Below are 20824 nucleotides of genomic sequence, written 5' to 3'. Positions count from 1 at the left end.
GGACCGAGCAAGCACAGGCCCTGTTTACGACCCGTGCCATCATGCGTCTATGGGGCCTTGTACCGGGAGAAAATCAACCCCCCGGACAAGTTTTCCCAAATACAGGTTCAGGTCAGCCCGGCGTAAAAGTCATTCCCTTTGTCATCAATGACAATGAACGCAGGAAAGTCCTCGACCTCAATTTTCCAGACTGCTTCCATACCGAGTTCCGGGTATTCGAGAACCTCGACCTTACGGATGCAGTCTTTGGCAAGACGCGCCGCCGGACCACCGACAGAGCCCAGGTAAAAGCCCCCATAGGTCTGGCAGGCATCTTTCACCGCTTTGGAACGATTCCCTTTTGCCAGCATGACATAGGAACCACCTGCTTTCTGGAACTCGGCAACATAGGAATCCATCCGCCCCGCCGTGGTTGGGCCGAAAGAGCCAGTCGGCATACCGGCGGGAGTTTTAGCGGGTCCTGCGTAGTAGACCGGGTGATCTTTGAGGTACTGAGGCAATCCCTCCCCGCGTTCCAGCCGCTCCCTGAATTTTGCATGAGCGATATCGCGGGCCACCACCATCGTACCTGTCAGCGACAGACGCGTTTTGACAGGATATTTTGACAGTTCGCGCCGGATTTCATCCATCGGACGATTGAGATCGATTTTGATTTCCTCGCCGCCAAGGTGCTCATCCGTTGTCTCGGGGAGGAAACGCGCAGGGTCACGTTCAAGCTGCTCAAGGAACACACCTTCAGCTGAGATATAGGCCTTTGCCTGACGATCGGCGGAGCACGACACGCCAATACCTACCGGAAAAGAAGCGCCATGCCGTGGCAGGCGGATCACCCTCACGTCGTGGCAGAAATATTTCCCGCCAAACTGAGCGCCGATACCGAGTTTTTGGGTGAGTTTCAGGACCTCGGCTTCCAGTTCCCGGTCCCGGAACGCCTGCGCCTGTTCGTTCCCCTGCGTGGGAAGTGAATCATAATAATGCGTAGAAGCCATCTTGACGGTCTTCAGCGTCTGCTCAGCGGACATGCCACCCAGCACGATGGCGAGATGATAAGGCGGACAGGCTGAGGTACCGAGGCTGCGGAGTTTACCTTCCAGCCATTTCAGCAGATTTTCCTTACTGGAAATCAGAGCCCGTGTTTCCTGAAACAGGAATGTCTTGTTCGCGGAGCCGCCGCCCTTGGCGACAAACAGCATATCATACTGTTCAGGATGATAGTCGCCGGGATTGGCTGCGACATCGACCTGCACGGGCAGATTGGTCCCGGTATTTTTTTCTTCAAAAGTCGTAAGGGGCGCCATCTGCGAATAGCGCAGCGCGGTCGTTGTGTAGGTTTTGTAGACGCCTTGTGAGAAGGCTGCCTCGTCATTTCCATCGACCCAGACGCGCTGACCTTTTTTGCCAACCACGATGGCCGTTCCTGTGTCCTGGCACATTGGCAGGGCACCGCCAGCGGCGATGCAGGCATTTTTCAGCAGATCGAGAGCGACGAATTTATCGTTATCTGAAGCTTCGGGATCTTTCAGGATTCTGGCCAGGGAGGCCAGATGAGCAGGACGCAGTAAATGCGCCACATCGTTAAACGCTTCTGCTGCCAGGGCGGCCAGCGTTTCCGGCTCAATATGCAACACCGTCTTCTCGCCAACAGCCGATGTGCTGACCCCACCGACGCTCAGCTTACGATAGGGAGTGTCGTCTGTGCCCAGTTGAAAGAGCGGCGCATACGCGAACTCTCTGATCGCGGGAGCACTCCCGGCAGATTTTGTCTCACGGGCCTTTGACATGGGCTCCTTTGATGCAGGGGCTTTCGGAGCAGCGGTCTCAACAGTCATGTTCTCGGTCTCCCGGACGGACAGTCCGTCTGGCGTGACTTTGCGTCAGCGCGGATTCGGGCCCTTTTTACGAAACGCATCGAGACTCACGACCGCGGCGTCGGACGGCGGGGACTCCTGTTCTGCCTCCTCCTGAGGAGTCGGGACAGGAGTCTCCTCAGCCTCGATTTCCCCGGGCTCATCAGCTGTGCTGAACCGCATGGAAAGCTGAATATGCGGATCAGCGAAACCGGTGACGGCTGCCACCGGAATCGTGAGTATCGAACCGACCCCACCGAAAGAAAGGCCGACCGAGATGAGCTGCCTGGTTCTGTCTACATTCAGATCCCAGAACTGATGCTGCACCACGATCGTCATCTCATGCGGGTACTGTGCGCGGAGGCGGGCCGGAATCTCCACACCAGGCCAGTCGGTGCGGAAAGACAGATAGAAATGATGGCCGCCGGCAAGTCCTTCCACGCTCACATGTTCGAGTGCTCGCAACATAACGTCGCGATAAGCGTCTTCCATCCATGACTCATAAGGAAGGAGACTCTCAGGAAGCTCACCGTCAAATTCGCCACCATCATGATCGTCAGCCATAGCAAAACCCCCGTCTTCTGCCTGCTTTCTAAGACTGGCACCCGGATTTTGTTCAGGCACCACAGCCTCCCCGCTGCATCTTCCGAGAGGGATGCTGCAAAGGAAGAACGAACGCAAGCTGCGTCCGATTGCATTATGTCACAGAAGGGTGAGAATGGGGAAAAGAGTGGGAGGGCTTCTGTTGCCCGGTGCCCTCCCGAACCGCGCTTATCGCTTATGCAGCGACAGCGAGCACCTCAGAGTTATCATTGGCACTTGTGATTTAGCCCGATGACGGTGGTACAATGCCGGGCAAAAGGAAAGGTTTTACCACGCGTGTCGAGCCTGTTTCGTCCCCATATCTCCTGACCGTGAAGTCTGAAGAAAACTGGTGGAGACGCCGGGTACCGCCCCCGGGTCCACAACGCTTATTCTACATTCCGTTTATCGCCATAGCCAAGAGACCGAAGCCCCTCCTGCATTGACACATATAGGTGTTCAGACCGTCTGGCGCAAGAGAGATTGAAGACACGCCAGGAGCAGTGTTCGGGGCTCAGTTACTCCCTTGTCACGTCCGAAGACCAGGCCGGCTCTGATATAATGGAATTCAGGTCACAACGTTATGATTTTATTATGTAATAGCTTCGAAAGGATGCAGATGAAGCATTCTCCTCTCCGGCATGGAATTGCCGTCGCTACGGCTGTTATAATTTTCAGTTCAGTTCACCGGAATGAAGCCGGAGCGACACCTGAAGCCAGCACGCACGCCGGCCGCCCTGCTGCTTCGGGCAGTGCCGCACAGGCAGCAACAAGACTGCGTGATGACGTCGGGGTCACACGTTTCACGGCAGCCGGTTTCCGCCCCGGCACTGTGCGACACATGGTGATGTTTCAGCTCCGTCCTGAGGTTACTGCGGCGGAACGCGAGGAAGTCATTAACGGCTTCCGGGATCTGGCAAAGCTTTCAAAGCGGCCGGATGGCACGCTGGTTGTCCAGTCGCTGGATATCGGGGTTCAGGACAGTGGCGAAGGGACTGATCTGGAACTTGAGCTGGGCTTTCTTGTTACCTTCCGTTCTCAGGGCGACAGGAACTTCTATGTCGGGCGACCAGTCGTGAATGATCCGACATTCTTCGACCCGGCGCACGAGCGCTATAAACAGCGCATCGCGCCCTTTCTGAAACAGGTTGTTGTGTTTGATTTTCCGGTTGAGGCATCTGCTCCGGGAAAGTGACACACGGTCATCCTCCGGCTCTTCTCTTATGCCCGCGTCATCTGGTAGAGGCGGGATCAGGTGGCGCGCCTGGTCCTGATATTCTCCGGGGCTGTCGCTTCGCTTTGTGCCGAATCTGATCGAAAGCCCCGGACCCAGCCATGCCCCTGACAGACGCCCAGAAAGCAGAAATCGAAGCCCATGCGCAGGACTCCGCACCGACGCGACGCCCGACGGTGCCAGCACTCGAAGATATGCTGTTCAGGGCATTTCCGGTTCTGGACCATGGCTTTGTTCGGGTTATCGACTACATGGGTGACGATTCCGCGATCGTGCAGGCCGCCCGCGTCTCTTATGGACGCGGCACGCGCAAGGTGTCTGAAGATGCGGGACTTATCCGGTACCTGATGCGGCATCGTCACTCAACGCCGTTCGAGATGTGCGAAATCAAATTCCATATCAAGCTGCCTATCTTCATTGCACGGCAATGGATTCGGCATCGTACTGCTAATGTAAACGAGTACTCCGCACGCTACTCCATCCTCGACAAAGAGTTTTATCTTCCCGCTCCCGACCATATGGCCATCCAGAGCGCGAGCAATCGTCAGGGCCGGGGAGAAGTGCTGGATCCGGCAACAGCCCATAATGTTCTGAATCTGCTGCGCGATGACGCGGTCCGGACTTACAACACATATGAATCGCTGCTCGACACCGAAAACGGTCCGGGCCTGGCACGTGAACTGGCCCGGATGAACCTGACGCTGAACACCTACACCCAGTGGTACTGGAAGGTGGATCTGCATAATCTCATGCATTTTCTGTCACTGCGGATTGACCCGCATGCACAGTACGAGATTCGGGCCTATGCTGAAACAATGCTTGAGATCCTGCGCGCCTGGGTTCCCGTCACGGCTAAAGCCTTTACGGAATACCGGGTCGGCGCGGTTACCTTCTCTGCCACAATGCTTTCCGTGTTGCGCAAAATGCTCGGAGGTGAAGTTGTGACGCAGGCCGAATCCGGCCTCTCCCGGCGCGAATGGGACGAGTTTCAGGCTACACTTCATGAATGATCAGGACTCAATTTTCAGTGCGGCGCGGGGAAACGCGCCAGTCTCGCCACCACAGAGATTGCCGACCTTTACCCCTTTCGTCGTGCTGGCCGGAATTCTCGTTGTGGTCTGGGCGTTTCTCGCCTTTGTATTGCCAGCTCCGCACCACGATACACCAGCTCGTACCATCATGCAGAAGCTGGTATTCGGCTCATAATTCGGTCATCTCAACAGCAGCGAGACTTAAGAAGCAGTCGCTTAAAACAGGTTTCCGGTAAAAGCTTTCACAGCGGCCGGGGCGGCGGGGGCCATGCGAGCAGAAGGTGGTGATCAGTCGTACGCAACGCCGGATTCACTGCCGGATCACTGGCCATTACCTGCTGCCAGCGCCCGACGAGCCGGGCTGTTTCGCTGCAATGCTGCCAGAGCCGGTCGACACTGACATCCCTTCCGCGTGTTGCACCATCAAGATGAGTCAGTACCGCATGCGGGGTCCACACAACCCGCCAGCCAGCGTTGACAACACGCAGGCACAGATCAATGTCGTTGCACGTGACACGAAATGACGCGTCCAGACCTCCGACACGGTTATAGACGTCTCGCCGGATCAGCAGGCAGGCACCCGTAACTGCGAGCAGATCCCGCTGCCAGGCCAGCTGTCCGAGATAGCCTGGATCTTCGGGTGAAGCGCCGCGCAGGATGTGGGTTACTCCGTCTTCGGACAGGACGACGCCCCCATGTTGCAGGGAGGTATCGGGATAAAGCAGCTTTGCGCCAACGATACCGACATTCGGCCGCATGATCTGCCGCACCATCTCCTCCAGCCACTCCGGATGAAGAATTTCGATATCGTCATTAAGCAGCAGGACAAGATCACTGCGCACCGTTCGAATGGCTTCGTTATTCAGCCGGGACCAGTTAAACGGAAAATCGAAGTGACGGATCGTGACACGCGTATCTGTTTCGAGTTGCCTGAACAGATGCAGCGTCTCTTCACCGATACTGCCGTTATCGACGATGACCACATCCAGTGCGTGATAGTCGGTTTGCTCCAGAAGTCCTGTCACGCATTTACTGAGAAGATCCGGTCTGTCTCGCGTTGGAATAATCACTGAGACGGTTGGGTAACGCGCAGGCAAAGGGTAGAGGACACGCGGCCATAACGGACCAGGATCTGACGTGTCTGATCGATCAGACACACAGGCATTCAGTTTTGCTTCAGTCAGACGGAGATCTGGCCGGTGATGAGCCAGATGTGATGCAGCAATGTAGTGCTCAGGAGGATGCTGGACGGCAGCGCTGGCTCGTTTTGCCATAAAGGATAGATCATCGGGTCCGCGCCTCCGATGAAACAGAAGATCCGCAAGATGCTGTATCCGTTCTGACGTCAGTCCCTCCGCAATGGTGAGTTTCAATGCGTAATGAGACATGCTCCCTGAGACGGCCTGCTGGCCGCTTTTGCCGGCATGACGTGTTGCCGCAGCGAAGCCGCCGATCTCTTCGATCCTTTTGCGGGAAAAAACGGCAAGCTGACCTACCGTGTCACCAGCGAGCAGTTGATCGTCACTCCATCCAGGCTTGAGTCTTGCATCGCGATACCAGCCGCCCTCCCCCATCACGTCTTCGTCTGTGTAAAGAAGAGCCGTGTCAGGCGCTGCTGCGAGCGCACGAGCTATACGGAACAATGCGTCCTGTGCCAGTTCGTCGCCAGGATTCAGGAATGCCACGTAAGGTTCCCGGCTCGCCGCATATACCGTTGCCTGCAAGCTTTCTCCTTTCCCCACCTTACAGAAATGGATCTTCTGCGATGTCTCGTTATACCGATCCATGATCTGCATAACCTGAGATGATAAATCAGTACCAGCTATATAGGCTGACCAGCCATCATAGCTCTGCTCCGTGAGTGACCGGATCGTCTCTTCAAGAAGATCCGGGCGCACACAGGATACTTCGATCAGCAACGCAATCCCCGGCCAGTCAGCCTGACCTGAGATGCCACATGGAAGTGCGACCTGACGTTCCGCCCTGGAAAATATGTCATACCAGCGAGCCCAGAGCCCGTAGGCGAGATTATCATCAGGTGATGCGCCGGCGGGATAAAACATATCGAACGGATCGAAATCCCGGAGCAGATCAGCTGCCAGTATCAGCGCCGCTGCCCGGTCCCGGGTCGTCTTGAGAGCAGCGTACTCCACACTTGTCGGCCCGCGACCCGTGGCATTGTAAACCATCGCATGAAGAAACGTGTCGGAGCACCCTGTGCCGGCGCCATGTAATTTCCGAAACTCTGGCAGAGCGATAACAGCATCTGCCACAGCGTTCCGAATAAACGATCGCCCGAAAGATTCGCCCGAAAGTCTCTGACTCAGCGCCTTGAAGCGGTTCAGTTCGACAGAATCCGGAGACCTTCCCAATCCCGTCCGAAAAATTCGCAGAATGAAGATCATATCCATGACGGGAAGCGAACTCATTCGGCGACCTGTTTTATGAGACATCAGGATGTCGTTCCATCACGCGAAACCAGCAGACACACAAAACCATCCGACCAGATTTCGTTGGTACCGATGCCCCGAAAGCCGCATGCACGCAACTTTCAGGGTAAACTGCCGGGTTGACGGAGAGGAATTCCTGGTGGTGGATGCTCTGACGTCTGGCTCCCTCGCCATACCCCCCAATGACCATCCGCAACAGGACTCAATGGCGCGTTCTTCTTCAACTACCATGCCGACCTATACGATATGGGTCGATGTCGATGATCTGTTCCACTATGCTCTCACAAATCCGCGGCCCAGCGGGATTCAGAGACTTGTCTACGAAATCCTGAGGGTTATTGAAGGACGTGCTGCCCTGCGCGCCGATGCGCCGCAGATCCGGTTCGTCCGCCAGGGCGTTGATGATTCGCCGCTTTCAGAAGTGACATTCGCCGAGATCTCCGCCCTTTTCGGAAAGTTATCCGGGACGCACCAGACACCGGCCCGATCGTCGCGAACAGCGTCGTCCAGACACGAAACGTTACCCCGCACATCGGGACGGCTGCGCCACACCATCAATGCGGCACGGCAATTTATAACATCCCATCTGGAGTCCTGCAGCGAATCTGAGCGCTCTGCGATACAGCGACTGCGGCACAGTACAATCCGCAAACTTGAGAGCATGCCAGTCGATATTTCCGGTCCCCTGCTTGCCGCTGGTGTCTCGCAGATTCGCGTCCTGCGATTATTGCGCCGTTACTGGAGAGAGCGCAGGACAGCCCCCTTACAGAAAGAATACCTGGCACAGGCGAAAACGAAAACAGATCTGCCTGTTCGGACCTTCCTGCCTGACGAGTCCCCCCTAGCCGGGACAGATTTTTTACCACGTGATATTTTTCTCATATTGGGAGCAGCGTGGTCCGACCCGCATTTTGGCGAACGTCTCCGTGTCATCCGTGAACGTCACGGTCTGCGCCCGGTCGTACTGCTGTATGATCTGATTCCGGCGCGCCGACCGGAGTGGTGCGCGCATTCTCTGGTCAGGGATTTTCGTCACTGGCTCGACACCACGCTTCCGCAATGCAGTCATATGCTGGCTATCAGCAAAGCGACAGCGCAGGATGTCGTCCGTTACGCCGGTGAGGAAGGCCTGCATCTGTCCGGACCTGTCCGGGCCATCCCGCTCGGAACCGGCTTCGGTCTTGCTTCAGAAGAAACACCCTCTCAGGCCGATCAATCTATGCCGCCTCCGGGCCTGCCCAGACCAGGAACCTACGTCTTATTTGTCTCGACGTTGGAAGCGCGCAAAAATCACGCTCTGCTGTTCCGTGTCTGGCGGCGTCTGATCCGTGATCTCGGGCGTGAGAATGTGCCGACGCTGATTTTTGCCGGACGTGTTGGCTGGCTTGTTGCGGATCTGATGCAGCAGTTAGACAACACTGACTGGCTTGATGGCAAAATCCGGCTTCTTCGGGATCCGACAGATACTGAACTGCACCAGCTCTACCGTGGCTGCCTGTTCACTGTCTTCCCGTCTCTGTTTGAAGGCTGGGGCCTTCCGGTCACGGAGAGTCTCATGCTCGGACGACCTTGCGTCGCCTCAGATACGACCTCCGTGCCGGAAGCAGGAGGCGTCTTTGCCCGTTATTTCAGTCCTGAAAGCACCACCGATGCGACAGCCGTGATTCGTGAAATCATCACGTCCCCTGATGCGCTGGCAGCCTGGCGTCAGAAAGTTGAAACGGAGTTCCCGCGTGTGCCGTGGGCGGCTTCTGCAGACGCTATTCTGGACGCGTGCGCTGAAGCCCATGCGCCACGACATGGCCTGACCAGAGCGGCTGGCGGAGAGTTTGTATCATGAGCCGGACGCTCTGGATCGATATCAGCGATCTGCTGCACTATCTCGCGCATCACAACCGTCCAAGTGGTATCCAGCGCGTTGTGTTCGAACTGGGACGCGCGCTCGTCACGCTGGCTCCATCACAGGTGCGCTTCGTACAACGCACAGGTGGCCCGAGCGACTTCGAAACTGTGGACTGGTCTTATCTTCAGGCTCTATTCACGACTGTTACGAGTGTTTCATCAGGTCCGCGACAGGCTATATCTGAGTCTGCCCCGGCCTCGAAAAAGCAGATCGACACATTCATTCAGCCTCCCGAGACGGAAACAACGCTTCCGGCCGCGTTGCGAACACAGATAAACGTGCTGCGTCAGCTCGCGACTATGCCGCGCGAGATCATTCGTTACGGGCTTCAGAGAGCAGAAATTCAGCGTTCAGCACGCATCCGGCGTCAGACGATGGCTGCAAAAGCGAACAGACCTGTCATGCCGGACCGACGTATCAGGCTCGCTGATGCTGCAAAAGCGGGCGATGTTTTCTTCGTGCCAGGTTCACCATGGCATCACGCTGATTACGTCCGGACAGTGCGCTGGCTGCGTGATGACCTGCGAATAGCTTTCGGCCTCCTGATCCATGACCTTATTCCCGTGCGTCATCCGGAATGGTGTGACAGGGGCGTCATCACAACCTTTACACAATGGCATCGTTCGATTCTGCCGCTTGCGGATCATGTTTTTGTCACCAGCCGGTCCGTCGTCAGCGATGTCGAAGCCTATGCCGCGGAAGAGGGGATCGTCTTCGATAACCCCGTTACGCCTGTCGGCATGGGCTCTACATTCGGAGTTGGCACATCCGCAATCACTGAAGAAGCAACATACGCTCTCTCAGATGAAGGAGGCATCGTCAGCACACTTCCTGCAGCCGGAAACTATGTGCTGTTTGTCTCTACGATAGAGGCACGGAAAAACCACAGTCTGCTATTCCGCGTCTGGCGCCGTCTTCTTGAAGAACGTCCGGCTGACCAGGTGCCGACGCTGGTTTTCGCCGGGCGGGCAGGCTGGCTTGTATCTGATCTCATGCAGCAATTAGAAAATGCTGACTGGCTCGGCGGAAAAATCAGGATGATTTCCAATCCTACAGACGGCGAACTTGCGGCGCTTTATCGTGGTTGCCTTTTCACGCTGTTTCCCTCTCTGTTTGAGGGCTGGGGACTTCCTGTAACGGAAAGCCTTGCTTTCGGTCGTCCGTGTATCGCGTCAAATGCTACATCTATTCCGGAAGCAGGAGGCGCACTCGCGAAATATTTTGACCCGGAAGATCTGGACGATGCATTACGCGTCATCGGCGCTACGATTGATGATCCGAAAGGTCTGGATGAGTGGCAAAAAAGGGTGGCCGCTGAATACAAACCGGCGTCCTGGGAGGAACCAGGCAGACGTATTCTGACTGGATATGATCTGTAAGAATGGCTTTCAGAGTGCCTCTCCCGGGAGCAGACCGCTTTGATGGAATCCTGCTCTGGCTTCGCGACTGGTGCCTTCCCGATTAGTCAGCTTCGCGGGGCCGTCCTGTCGCGAGACTCTTTTCCCCGCCCGGCACCGAAAATCGGTACAGCCAGAAGTGAGCAAGGTAAGGTGACCTGCTAAACTCTATGAAGAAAATCATGGATAATCTCCATCATATTCGCAGCTCGCGTCATCATGGGCGACAGGTAAAATCAGTTCCAGGCACCCTCAGCTATCCAGCGCGGCAGATGCCGTCGCAAAGCCAGGCGCAAGCGGCAGTAGCGGCGCGAGCGTTGACTGCCAGGCGTGATACAAATCCGCCTTACCTGCGTAAACGACTTCCGAACTACGGTTATTCTGATCAAGTTCCTGGCGCCAGCCACCAAGTTCACGATCGATCATATACATATCGACATAATCCCAGAGCGTACGATACCATTTTTCGTAGCGGACATTGCCCGTACGCTTAAGCAGGGCAGCCGCAGCCGTCAGCGCCTCCGCCTGACACCAGTGTGGTCTCACATGCACAACCGGGTTCAATGAAAAATCGACAGTGTAAAGAACACCTGGCGCACCATCCCGCTCCCATCCGGCACGCATCCCCATTTCGAAAAGCCCGACCGAATCTTCAAAGAGCCATGATGGTGCTTCACCCTCATTACGCAGGAAAGCGGCCTCAAGCTTGAGCAGGAGATGAGACCATTCAAGAAAATGACCTGGGGTCATCCCGTACGGTCGCAGGTCATCTGTCGGTTTATCTTTATTAAAGTCGCGTAGCAGTATCCAGTTACGATCAAAGTGCTCCGGAACTGCATAGTCCATCGCTTTTGCGTAAGTGTGCATAAAACGTTCAGTGATACGGAGAGCCCTTTGACGCCACACCGGATTTCCGGTGACATCAGCTACCGCCATGCACGCTTCGACGGAGTGCATATTGGCATTTGCGCCACGATAATTCTCTTCATCGGACCAGTCCCGTGCAAAGCTTTCACGGAAAACGCCTTCTTCCTCACTCCAGAAGCGCCTTTCCCAGACAGAGAGCGCTTCATCGAGTAATTGCTGTGCACCCTCGACACGCGCCACAACCGCTGACGACGCAGCAAGAGAAATAAAAGCATGGAGGTAGGCCTGCTTGCGCCCGTCGTTGCTTTTCCCAGGGGCGGTGAACCATCCACCATACTCGGCATCGCGCAATGGACCGAGGAGAGAGGTGACTCCATGTCTGGCCAGGGGCAAACATCCCGGAAAGCCACGGTTGCCCGCGACGGCGTACACATGCGTCATCCGGGCGGTCAGGATTGTATCGACATCGCTACCCGGCGTCGGATGACCGCGATTGTCCAGCGCCACAAACCCTTTTTCCATACGAGAAGGTTTAGAGAAGTCCAGCAGGCGCACACCTTGTTCGTGCAGCCATTTGCGATGAGAGCTGGCACGGATCCAGCTTGACCGTGGCAACATCAGCGAAGGAAGCGGCTCAGCCATTGATGATCATGCCGCCATTTACATGGATGGTCTGACCGGTAACGTAAGACGCGTCCTCGCTTGCCAGATAGACATAAGCGGGACCGAGTTCGCAGGGATCACCGCAACGGCCCATCGGGGTATTCTTGCCGAGATCAGCGACGGCCTTCGGGCTAACCGGCCCCCAGCTTGCGGGCTGCAAAGGGGTCCAGACTGGCCCCGGGGCCACAGCATTGACCCTGATGCCTTTTTCAACGAGCTGAAGCGCCAGGGCCCGGGTAAAGCCCATTTCTGCACCTTTAGTCGTCGTGTACGCCACAAGTTCCTTATTGCCGGCAAACGCATTGATTGATGAAGTATTGATGATCGCGCTGCCCCTGCCAAGATGTGGCAGAGCGGCCCGCGTCAGATAGAAATAGCCGTTGATATTGGTGTCCATGTGACGCTGCCATTCTGCGTCAGAAATCTTCGTGAGATCATCACTGACATACTGGATGCCAGCGTTATTCACGAGAGTATCGAGACCACCAAAAGCTTTTACAGTCTGCCTGACGGCATCATCGCAAACGCTGCTCAAAGCGACATCGCCAGCAATGGCCAGGCCTTTCCGACCTTCAGCTTCGATCAGGCGAATAGTTTCCTGTGCGTCATCATGTTCCTCAAGATAGAGGATGGCCACATCAGCCCCTTCACGAGCAAAATGCAGCGCCGCTGACCGGCCGATGCCACTGTCTCCGCCACTGATCAGTGCCTTACGCCCGGCGAGTTTACTGCTGCCACGATAACCCGGTCGGATGTGTTCCGCAGGAGGGTTCAACAGCGCTTCAATACCCGGCTGGTGATCCTGAGACTGTGGTGGGATATGTGCTGGCATCGGTTTCTCCCGGAGTTATCGGCGCCAGACGATACCTTGTCCGCAATCTGTCCGGCGCCGTGTTACTTCAGAACGAACACCGGAAAACACCGATTGTTCCCCATCTCCTGGATCAAAGCAGACCGGCGATATCAGAAACCCATATCTTTCCATGGATTAGCGAGAGGGCGCGCTCCGTAATGTGAAATGACTTCTGAAGCGGCGACCGAAGCGAGACGACCGCATTCCTCCAGTGTCCGCCCGGAGGTCAGCCCGGCCAGGAAGCCGGCTGCGTAGGCATCACCCGCGCCTGTCGTATCAACGACCTGTGTCGGCACAGGGGTTACCGCGATGCGTTCACTGCCCCGGATAATAACACTCCCTTTCTCCGAACGCGTCAGCGCTGCGAATTTCGTGTCTTCAGCTACGTGCCGTGCCGCTGTTTCGAAATTCTCGGTCTGGTAGAGAGCACAGATCTCGTTTTCATTGGCGAACAGGATGTCGATATGGCCACGGACGAGATCGAGAAATGCTTCGCGATGGCGACCGACGCAGAACGGATCGGACAAGCTGAGAGCCACCTGGCGGCCGGCGGCATGCGCCAGCGAAGCGGCTCGTCGGAATGCTTCCTGCGCATGAGGCGGATCGAAAAGATACCCTTCAAGATAGACAATCGATGAAGCAGCAATAACATCCGGCAGCACATCATCCGGCGTGAATTCCGTGCAGGCTCCAAGATAGGTATTCATTGTGCGCTGTCCATCAGGCGTCACAAGCACAATGCAGCAGGCCGTTGCCAGATTGGCATTCACTCGTCCATCCAGGGGACTTGATGGAAAGATGATCCCGCAATCGCGAATATCCTGGGCAAAAGCCTGTCCGGCATTGTCGCCTGCGACTTTACCAAGATAAGCAACCCGCGCTCCGAACTGTGCCGCGACAGCACAGGTGTTAGCCGCAGATCCTCCGCCGGTCTCCCCCTCGACCTGTACCTGTCCGCGCAAAGCTTTCGCCCGACCAGCATCAACCAGTGTCATACTGCCTGGCACCATGCCCTGTTTTACCAGAAAGCCGGGTTCGACCTTTGCCAGGATATCAGTGATCGCATTACCGATCCCGCAGAGGTCGTAGAGGGTGTTCATCGCATTTTCCTGCCCGTAAAACTCATCTTCCCTCTATCCGTTATCGCTGTGCCACGTCCATGCCACAATGATGTGGACATAGAACTCATTATGGTAACGGATCCGAAAGAATCCCTCGCTGAAATGCACACGATCTCTTGCCGCGCCGGTTACGATGCGTATAACCGTGCTTTAAATCCGGTGGCCGCGAAGACGTGCGCCCAGCTCCGAAGCACCTCCTGTACTCCGGAGCCCTACCAAACCCGGTCGCAACGCGCGGCCAGACAGAGTGACGGGGTTTTTCTTGCTGTTCAAGAGACACAAACCTGACGCCTCCAGGACCGCGCAGAACGGTCGGCCTGTTTCTGCGCCTGGTGCGACATCAGCGCCCAAGCCGACCGGCCCGGCGCCAGCGCAGAAGCCCGCCGTTCCGGCAGGTGGGCATGGAGCAATTTTTCCAGCCGGCAATCTGCCCGCAGGATCCGCCGCAAAACAACCCGGCACAACTGACACCTCCTCATCTGCAAAGGATTCCACAACGATGGGTCGCGCTCCTTTCCCTGCCACTCCTGGCACTCCTGGCACGCCAGGTGGCCCGACTCCTCCCAGCGCCGCGCAGGGCGTTTCGCCAGGTCAGCGTCCGTCAATGATGAACCGGGGCGATGACCGCCGCACACTCGTTGTCGGACGTGGCATCAGCGTGCAGGGCTCCGTTCAGGATGCCGAGCGGCTTGTTGTGGAAGGCACAGTGGAGTCCAGCATGATCAACGCCAAGGAGCTGTCTGTTGCACCAGGCGGACTTTTCCGTGGTGGTGTGGAGGTCGAGGACGCGGAGATTGCCGGTACGGTTGATGGCACTCTTACAGTGCGTGGCAGCCTGCTGGTTGCATCGACAGGTCGCCTTCTGGGTAAGGCGACCTGCAAGCGCCTTCGCGTCGAGGACGGTGGCCAGATCAGCGGCCAGCTGGAAATGCTGACTGATGCGGCAAAAGATGCGCCAGCCCCGGAAGCAGGAAACGCTGCCTGATTTTGAGATTACCGGGAAAGCTGCACACTTTCCCGGCCTGACAGGCAGAACAGAAAAGCATCTGGCCTTTGTTCTTTCCCGAGGCAACGATGCAGGCTCGGGTGCAGTCAGGTATTCCGGTGTAAGAAAAAGGGGATGGCGTTTTAAACGCCATCCCCTTTTTAATGTCGACAATTTACTAAACCGCTGACGGTTCAGGCCACGTTATCCCGGCGATCACGAAGCTTCACGTAAGCCAGTGCCGCGTGCTCCGCACAATACGGTTTACCGGGAAGCGGAGTTGCCCCGCAAAAATGAAATTCAGGCGTCCCTGGATCGCCCAGTGGCCAGCAACAACTCGGACCACGCCGACGCGGTTCCAGACCACTTGAAATGCTACGGAATGCAGAGCGGGAAGCGGCTGGTTTATTTACTGGCGCCGTTTTGGTGCTCCGCTGATCGTCACTGGTCGCCACAGGTTTTGGCCGCAGCGCAGGAGCGGGTTTTTCCTCGTGCGCTATTGTTCCGGGAACTACAGCGACCTCAGTATGTGATGAGGCTTCGACGACGGATTCCGTCTTTGCAACTTTCTCCACAACCATCACAGGCGCATCAGTTACGACAACAACACCAGCACTTCCGGTTTCCACAACATCAGGCGCCCTGATATCTGTGGTCTTAGCGATCCGGGGTGAGGCATCGACTTCAGGCTGAGCCGGCGCACCGGCTTTTGCCACGCGTTGTGGCGCCACCTTACCCTCTTCGGATGTACCTGCGTCTGAGGTGGTTTTTGCCGCAGACGCTTTTGCGGCACCCTGCCGTCTTATTGGAGACGGTCGTGCCGGAAGGCTCAGACGATGCGCCTTACCGACAACAGCATTCTTAGTAATGCCAATCTGCCGTCCGATCTCAGCCGTCGACAATCCCTCCTGCCATAATGCCTTCAGGCGGGCTATTGTCTCGTCTGTCCACTCCATAAAACGGGCCTCCCAGCAGCGGAATGGTCCATGCCCTTCCGAATTCATCGCTACAGATAGGGACTTCTTTCGCGAGTCTCAAGAAAGCCTGGCCAGAAAAGTGGGGACAAACGCGGGATAACCCTCTGGATAACGCCGGGAAAACCTGTCAACAAAAAATACAGGTTTTAGTCACCAGTGCGAATAAGCCGCACACGACCGCCCTCTACACCCAGCGACAATTTCCCTTCGTACAGGGCAAGAGCCTCTGAACCAAAGACCTCGCGCCTCCAGCCTGTCAGGAGAGGCCCCTGCGGATCCGGCAGGAGAGCGAATGCATCAAGATCGTCAGATGATGCGACGAGTTTCGGAGCAACATCGTTCTTCTCACATTGATGCGTCAGAAGCACTTTCAACAGCGCAACCAGAGCTTGCGGTGGCCGGGGGCCGTCATGACCCTTTCCTCGTGCCGGCCGGGGAAGTTCGGATTCAGGGAGCTCACATGCAGCGGCTACGGACGCCAGGAGACCGGCTCCCATTCGGCCCTCAGCGAACCCGCGGGCAACACCACGCACGCGGGCCAGAGCTTCCGCTGTCCTTGGCACGGTCGCGGCAATTTCGAGAAGGCTTTCGTCTTTGAGCATGCGCTGACGAGGAACGTTGGCCGTCTGAGCTTCAGTTTCACGCCAGGCAGTGATCTGTTTCAGTATCCCCAGCATACGACGGTTACCGGTTCTTGCTTTTAACTTCTCCCACTGTTTCAGTGGGTCTGCGGTCAGCCCCGAAGGGTCAGCAAGAGCTTCCTGCTCTGCTGCCACCCAGCTCGTGCGCTTCTCCTTTTCAAGCTGCTCCACAAGCGCCTGATATACGATACGAAGATGCGTTACGTCCGCAGCGGCATAAGTCAGCTGAGCAGCGGAAAGGGGTCTTACCGACCAGTCAGTAAAACGGTGACTTTTATCAATTGATGCGCCGGTCAGTGCGCCGACAAGATTATCGTAACCGACCTGGTCACCATATCCGGCAACCATGGCTGCAATCTGCGTATCAAAGATTGGCACTGGCACCCGACCGAAAAGATACAGAAAAATCTCGAGATCCTGGCGCGCAGCATGAAAGACCTTTATGGTCGTTTCATCATCAAATAATGTCGCAAGTGGTGCAAGATCGAGCCCAGGTGCCAGCGGGTCGATCAGCACGACCTCTTCTGCCCCGGCAATCTGCACGAGGCAAAGCTCCGGCCAGTATGTTCGCTCTCGCATAAACTCTGTATCCACAGCCACGAATGGCTCTGAACGGAGGCGATCTGTGGTCTCGGCAAGATCATCGGTTTCGGTGACGAGACGCGGTTCTGGAAAGCTGTGTTTTTGGGGCCTTGGCATAGTTCTCACATACACAGCGAAACCGAAAAGCGGAAGCTCTCCCCGCTTGACGTCCGACATACCTCAATGACAGATGCGCACACCAATGCACGGAACATATCCATGACACAGCATGATGATGGCACGGCTGCTCTGACGCAGCTTGGTCGCGCAACCACTATGCCTGCCTCGCCGGAAGAGGCACACCTTGAGCGTGTTCCGGCGCCTCACAAAGGCCGCTTCTATGTCGTTCGGTTTACGGCACCCGAATTTACATCTCTTTGCCCGGTAACCGGACAGCCGGATTTTGCTCATCTGGTGATCGACTATATTCCCCGTGACTGGATCGTAGAGAGCAAATCACTGAAGCTGTATCTTACCAGCTTTCGTAATCATGGTGCTTTCCATGAGGACTGCTCTGTGACGATCGCCGAGACACTCGTCACGCTCCTGGACCCGGAATGGCTGCGGATCGGGGCTTACTGGTATCCACGCGGAGGCATGCCGATTGACGTTTTCTGGCAGACAGGGGCGCCTCCGGAGGGGGTCTGGATTCCGTCTCAGGATGTACCCGGATATCGCGGACGCGGCTGAGATTGTGAAGCTACACCGAGTTTCCGAGTGACATGAAAATAACTGCGTTGCCTGACACCCATCCGGATTCACGCAACAAAAAACCGGGCAAGCTTGCAGGCTAACCCGGTTTTTCGATTGATATTAGTCCGAATGAGGCGAGCTTAGTTGCCTGCACCCGCATCAATCTCAGCACGAACTGACTGGATCTTCGACATAAGACCCTCCAGCCGCGCGACATCGGATTTATCTGCGGCATCCCATGCTTCAGTCAATGCTTCGAGACGGGCGGTTGCTGCATCAATAGAGATTTGTGTCACCGGAACAGCTTCGTCCGCGAGAATCGTGCAACGGGTCGGAGTCATGTCGGCAAACCCGCCGCCTACAAAATACTGGTCCGTCACTGTGTCACCATCGTAAAGGGACACAGTTCCACCCCGGAGCAAAAGCATCATAGGCGCGTGCTCGGGCATGGCGGCAATATCACCTTCCTCACCTGGCATCACGACCATGTCTACGTCGCGGGACACCAGAACCTTCTCGGGGCTGATGATTTCGACCTTAATCGGCATTCTAACGGTCCCTTCCGACGTCGGCTAAATTACGCCGATTCTTTCATCTTCTCTGCCTTCGCGACAGCTTCCTCGATCGAGCCGACCATGTAGAACGCACCTTCCGGCAGATCATCATACTCACCGGCAACGATGGCCTTGAAGGAGCGAACCGTGTCTTCGAGAGAAACCAGCTTACCCGGCGCACCCGTGAAAACCTCGGCAACATGGAACGGCTGAGACAGGAAGCGCTGGATACGACGGGCGCGCGCCACAAGCTGCTTGTCGTCTTCTGACAGCTCATCCATCCCGAGAATGGCGATGATATCCTGCAGAGACTTATATGTCTGGAGGATACGTTGCACATCGCGTGCCACTTTGTAATGTTCTTCGCCAACGATCTTCGGATCAAGCGAACGCGACGTTGAGTCCAGTGGGTCGACTGCCGGGTAGATACCCATTTCCGCGATCGAACGGTTGAGAACTGTCGTCGCATCAAGATGGGCGAAAGTCGCGGCAGGTGCCGGATCGGTGAGATCGTCAGCAGGGACATAGACGGCCTGCACGGACGTGATCGAGCCCTTCTTCGTCGAGGTGATGCGCTCCTGAAGAGCCCCCATCTCGGTAGCAAGAGTCGGCTGATAGCCCACGGCAGACGGGATACGTCCGAGAAGCGCTGACACTTCCGAGCCAGCCTGCGTGAAGCGGAAGATATTGTCGACGAAGAACAGGACGTCCTGCCCTTCTTCATCGCGGAAATACTCGGCCTGCGTCAGACCGGACAGCGCTACACGGGCACGGGCTCCCGGGGGCTCGTTCATCTGACCGAACACCAGGGCCACTTTGGAACCCTCGGTCGAGCCGTCTTCGGCGACCTTAATCACACCGGCATCCTGCATTTCGTAATACAGGTCATTACCTTCGCGCGTACGTTCGCCAACTCCGGCGAAAACAGACACACCACCGTGCGCTTTAGCGATGTTGTTGATCAGTTCCTGAATGATAACAGTCTTACCGACACCGGCACCACCGAACAGTCCGATCTTTCCACCCTTCAGGTATGGGCACAGCAGGTCGACGACCTTAATGCCGGTAACAAGGATTTCGGATGCGGCGGCCTGTTCCTCGAAGGAAGGAGCTTCCCGATGGATCGGCGCACGACGCGCCGTGCGGATCGGGCCTTTCTCGTCGATGGCATCACCGATCACATTCATGATGCGGCCGAGAACCTCGGGACCAACGGGGACAGAAATCTGCGCACCGGTATCGACGACTTCCTCGCCGCGAACGAGACCGTCGGTCGTGTCCATGGCAATGCAGCGCACTTCGTGCTCACCGATTTCCTGTGCAACTTCAAGCACAAGAGTGGAATTGCCGAGTTTCACGTGCAACGCACCGAGAATTTTCGGAAGTGTGCCTTCAAACTGCACGTCAACGACGGCGCCCCGGATCTGGGTGATCCGGCCAACGTTGTTCGAGGAACCCGAGGCTGAAGTCTGGGCCGGGGTCTGGGTGATGGTATCCGACATGGGATCAGCTCCTGCGGGCAAAACGGTCTGGACGGGTCGGGAACGGGACGAAAGCGGGATTAAACCGCCTGCGCACCCGAGATGATCTCGATAAGGTCATTGGTAATTTTGGCCTGACGGGTCCGGTTATATTTCTGCGTCAACCGGTCGATTGCCTTGCCGGCGTTTCGGGTTGCGTTATCCATAGCGGTCATACGCGCACCCTGCTCGCCAGCAGCCGATTCAAGCAGCGCCGCATAAATCTGCACCTGCAGATTTCTCGGCAACAACCGTTCAAGCAGAGTTTGCTCATCCGGCTCAAATTCATACTGCGCGGCGTTCGGATCAGATGCTGCTTCCGCAGCATCAAGTCCCAGCGGGATCAGCTGCAACGGCGTCGGCACCTGCGACATGACATTCTGGAAACGGTTATAGACTACCGTACAGACATCAAATTCGCCGTTTTCAAGCAGTTTCGTGATCTTCGCACCAAGATCACTGGCAGCCGAGAATGGAACTCCCCTGCCACCGACACCGATCACGTGATCTACGATAAGACCGGCATAATCACGGGACAAAAAGTCGAAGCCTTTACGACCGACCGGAAGCAGTTTGACGGTTTTACCCTCGGCCTGCAGCCTGCGGATCGTCAGCCGCGTCGTACGGTTGATGTTCGAATTGAAGCCGCCCGCGAGACCGCGATCGCTGGTGATTGGAATAAGAAGATGGACACGGTCTTCACCGCTTCCGGCCAGCAGCTTCGGCGCACCATCCTCACCCGACATCGCACCGGCCAGCTCACCCAGCATACGACGCATTGCTACGGCATACGGGCGGGCAGATTCAGCGTGCAGCTGAGCGCGACGGAGTTTTGCCGCCGCGACCATTTTCATCGCGCTTGTAATCTTCCGCGTCGATTTGACGCTTCCGATGCTGGCGCGGAGTTCCTTCAGGGAGGCCATG

General features: G+C 56.5%; 18 protein-coding genes and 1 other RNA gene. 7 read left to right on the top strand and 12 right to left on the bottom strand.

The features are described from left to right. Nucleotides 1–107: 107 nt before the first annotated feature. From GOB85_RS08405 to ssrA, 3 genes are all read right to left on the bottom strand, one after another. A complete protein-coding gene (locus tag GOB85_RS08405) occupies nt 108–1781 on the bottom strand; it encodes a fumarate hydratase (protein ID WP_173577051.1) in 1674 nt (557 codons plus the stop codon). A 93-nt stretch (nt 1782–1874) separates the two neighbouring features. Beyond that, complete coding sequence (locus tag GOB85_RS08400; RefSeq protein ID WP_173577052.1) at nt 1875–2411, bottom strand: SspB family protein; 537 nt, start codon at nt 2409–2411, stop codon at nt 1875–1877. Nucleotides 2412–2576: 165 nt separating this feature from the next. Next, nucleotides 2577–2910, bottom strand: a transfer-messenger RNA (tmRNA) gene (gene ssrA / locus GOB85_RS08395). Between the two features lie 138 nt (nt 2911–3048). Here ssrA and GOB85_RS08390 point away from each other — a divergent pair. The 3 genes from GOB85_RS08390 (at nt 3049) to GOB85_RS08380 (ending at nt 4869) form a co-directional block, all read left to right on the top strand. Then, a complete protein-coding gene (locus GOB85_RS08390; RefSeq protein ID WP_173577053.1) occupies nt 3049–3624 on the top strand; it encodes a Dabb family protein in 576 nt (191 codons plus the stop codon). A 140-nt stretch (nt 3625–3764) separates the two neighbouring features. Further along, nucleotides 3765–4673 (top strand): FAD-dependent thymidylate synthase, encoded by a 909-nt coding sequence (gene thyX / locus GOB85_RS08385; RefSeq protein ID WP_173577054.1) that lies wholly within the window; start codon nt 3765–3767, stop codon nt 4671–4673. Further along, complete coding sequence (locus GOB85_RS08380) at nt 4666–4869, top strand: hypothetical protein (protein ID WP_173577055.1); 204 nt, start codon at nt 4666–4668, stop codon at nt 4867–4869. The genes thyX and GOB85_RS08380 overlap by 8 nt, the downstream gene beginning before the upstream one ends. Nucleotides 4870–4936: 67 nt before the next feature. Here the strand turns inward: GOB85_RS08380 and GOB85_RS08375 are convergent, their stop codons facing one another. Next, complete coding sequence (locus GOB85_RS08375) at nt 4937–7123, bottom strand: glycosyltransferase family 2 protein (RefSeq protein WP_173577056.1); 2187 nt, start codon at nt 7121–7123, stop codon at nt 4937–4939. 160 nt (nt 7124–7283) lie between these two features. On the opposite strand from GOB85_RS08375, the gene GOB85_RS08370 reads away from it, so the two are divergent. Together GOB85_RS08370 and GOB85_RS08365 are read left to right on the top strand one after the other, a co-directional pair. Beyond that, nucleotides 7284–8984 carry a glycosyltransferase family 4 protein gene (locus GOB85_RS08370; protein ID WP_338421679.1) on the top strand — a complete coding sequence of 567 codons (1701 nt, stop codon included), beginning with the start codon at nt 7284–7286 and terminating at the stop codon, nt 8982–8984. After that, nucleotides 8981–10426 (top strand): glycosyltransferase family 4 protein, encoded by a 1446-nt coding sequence (locus GOB85_RS08365; protein WP_173577057.1) that lies wholly within the window; start codon nt 8981–8983, stop codon nt 10424–10426. The genes GOB85_RS08370 and GOB85_RS08365 overlap by 4 nt, the downstream gene beginning before the upstream one ends. A gap of 270 nt (nt 10427–10696) precedes the next feature. Here the strand turns inward: GOB85_RS08365 and GOB85_RS08360 are convergent, their stop codons facing one another. The 3 genes from GOB85_RS08360 to GOB85_RS08350 all read right to left on the bottom strand — a co-directional run bounded on the left by GOB85_RS08360 (nt 10697) and on the right by GOB85_RS08350 (nt 13927). Further along, nucleotides 10697–11953: an AGE family epimerase/isomerase gene (locus GOB85_RS08360; protein WP_173577058.1), complete on the bottom strand. Its 1257-nt coding sequence runs from the start codon at nt 11951–11953 to the stop codon at nt 10697–10699. Then, nucleotides 11946–12806: an SDR family oxidoreductase gene (locus GOB85_RS08355; RefSeq protein WP_173577059.1), complete on the bottom strand. Its 861-nt coding sequence runs from the start codon at nt 12804–12806 to the stop codon at nt 11946–11948. Before GOB85_RS08355 ends, GOB85_RS08360 begins: the two co-directional genes overlap by 8 nt. 131 nt (nt 12807–12937) lie before the next feature. Continuing rightward, nucleotides 12938–13927, bottom strand: coding sequence for an adenosine kinase (locus tag GOB85_RS08350; RefSeq protein WP_173577060.1), 990 nt, complete (start codon nt 13925–13927; stop codon nt 12938–12940). Between the two features lie 286 nt (nt 13928–14213). On the opposite strand from GOB85_RS08350, the gene GOB85_RS08345 reads away from it, so the two are divergent. Beyond that, nucleotides 14214–14933, top strand: coding sequence for a bactofilin family protein (locus GOB85_RS08345; protein ID WP_242011378.1), 720 nt, complete (start codon nt 14214–14216; stop codon nt 14931–14933). Nucleotides 14934–15127: 194 nt separating this feature from the next. On the opposite strand, the gene GOB85_RS08340 is transcribed toward GOB85_RS08345, so the two are convergent. After that, nucleotides 15128–15889 (bottom strand): GcrA family cell cycle regulator, encoded by a 762-nt coding sequence (locus GOB85_RS08340; RefSeq protein WP_173577062.1) that lies wholly within the window; start codon nt 15887–15889, stop codon nt 15128–15130. Nucleotides 15890–16056: 167 nt separating this feature from the next. Continuing rightward, nucleotides 16057–17250, bottom strand: a complete 1194-nt coding sequence (gene rnd, locus GOB85_RS08335) for a ribonuclease D (RefSeq protein ID WP_173577063.1) — start codon at nt 17248–17250, stop codon at nt 16057–16059. A 102-nt stretch (nt 17251–17352) separates the two neighbouring features. Between rnd and queF the strand changes: the two genes are divergently transcribed. Continuing rightward, nucleotides 17353–17823, top strand: a complete 471-nt coding sequence (queF, locus tag GOB85_RS08330) for a preQ(1) synthase (protein ID WP_173577064.1) — start codon at nt 17353–17355, stop codon at nt 17821–17823. A 143-nt stretch (nt 17824–17966) separates the two neighbouring features. Here the strand turns inward: queF and atpC are convergent, their stop codons facing one another. From atpC to GOB85_RS08315, 3 genes are read right to left on the bottom strand one after another with little or no spacing between them, the layout of a single operon-like run. Then, entirely contained in the window at nt 17967–18374 is a 408-nt protein-coding gene (gene atpC / locus GOB85_RS08325) for an ATP synthase F1 subunit epsilon (protein ID WP_173577065.1), read from the bottom strand. Between the two features lie 29 nt (nt 18375–18403). Next, a complete protein-coding gene (atpD, locus tag GOB85_RS08320) occupies nt 18404–19882 on the bottom strand; it encodes a F0F1 ATP synthase subunit beta (RefSeq protein ID WP_173577066.1) in 1479 nt (492 codons plus the stop codon). A 59-nt stretch (nt 19883–19941) separates the two neighbouring features. Then, a complete protein-coding gene (locus GOB85_RS08315; protein ID WP_173577067.1) occupies nt 19942–20823 on the bottom strand; it encodes a F0F1 ATP synthase subunit gamma in 882 nt (293 codons plus the stop codon). Nucleotide 20824: the final 1 nt, after the last annotated feature.

The sequence above is a fragment of the Acetobacter fallax genome (assembly GCF_011516735.1).
GTDB classification, from domain to species: domain Bacteria; phylum Pseudomonadota; class Alphaproteobacteria; order Acetobacterales; family Acetobacteraceae; genus Acetobacter; species Acetobacter fallax.
The sequence above is the reverse complement of the archived record's forward strand: the minus strand, read 5'-3'. Positions and strand labels throughout refer to the sequence as shown.

Excerpts from the sequence above, each read along its gene's own strand:
- GOB85_RS08405 (WP_173577051.1), bottom strand. The coding sequence starts at position 1,781 with ATGTCAAAGGCCCGTGAGACAAAATCTGCCGGGAGTGCTCCCGCGATC.
- GOB85_RS08400 (WP_173577052.1), bottom strand. The coding sequence starts at position 2,411 with ATGGCTGACGATCATGATGGTGGCGAATTTGACGGTGAGCTTCCTGAG.
- GOB85_RS08390 (WP_173577053.1), top strand. The coding sequence starts at position 3,049 with ATGAAGCATTCTCCTCTCCGGCATGGAATTGCCGTCGCTACGGCTGTT.
- thyX (WP_173577054.1), top strand. The coding sequence starts at position 3,765 with ATGCCCCTGACAGACGCCCAGAAAGCAGAAATCGAAGCCCATGCGCAG.
- GOB85_RS08380 (WP_173577055.1), top strand. The coding sequence starts at position 4,666 with ATGAATGATCAGGACTCAATTTTCAGTGCGGCGCGGGGAAACGCGCCA.
- GOB85_RS08375 (WP_173577056.1), bottom strand. The coding sequence starts at position 7,123 with ATGAGTTCGCTTCCCGTCATGGATATGATCTTCATTCTGCGAATTTTT.
- GOB85_RS08365 (WP_173577057.1), top strand. The coding sequence starts at position 8,981 with ATGAGCCGGACGCTCTGGATCGATATCAGCGATCTGCTGCACTATCTC.
- GOB85_RS08360 (WP_173577058.1), bottom strand. The coding sequence starts at position 11,953 with ATGGCTGAGCCGCTTCCTTCGCTGATGTTGCCACGGTCAAGCTGGATC.
- GOB85_RS08355 (WP_173577059.1), bottom strand. The coding sequence starts at position 12,806 with ATGCCAGCACATATCCCACCACAGTCTCAGGATCACCAGCCGGGTATT.
- GOB85_RS08350 (WP_173577060.1), bottom strand. The coding sequence starts at position 13,927 with ATGAACACCCTCTACGACCTCTGCGGGATCGGTAATGCGATCACTGAT.
- GOB85_RS08340 (WP_173577062.1), bottom strand. The coding sequence starts at position 15,889 with ATGGAGTGGACAGACGAGACAATAGCCCGCCTGAAGGCATTATGGCAG.
- rnd (WP_173577063.1), bottom strand. The coding sequence starts at position 17,250 with ATGCCAAGGCCCCAAAAACACAGCTTTCCAGAACCGCGTCTCGTCACC.
- queF (WP_173577064.1), top strand. The coding sequence starts at position 17,353 with ATGACACAGCATGATGATGGCACGGCTGCTCTGACGCAGCTTGGTCGC.
- atpC (WP_173577065.1), bottom strand. The coding sequence starts at position 18,374 with ATGCCGATTAAGGTCGAAATCATCAGCCCCGAGAAGGTTCTGGTGTCC.
- atpD (WP_173577066.1), bottom strand. The coding sequence starts at position 19,882 with ATGTCGGATACCATCACCCAGACCCCGGCCCAGACTTCAGCCTCGGGT.
- GOB85_RS08315 (WP_173577067.1), bottom strand. The coding sequence starts at position 20,823 with ATGGCCTCCCTGAAGGAACTCCGCGCCAGCATCGGAAGCGTCAAATCG.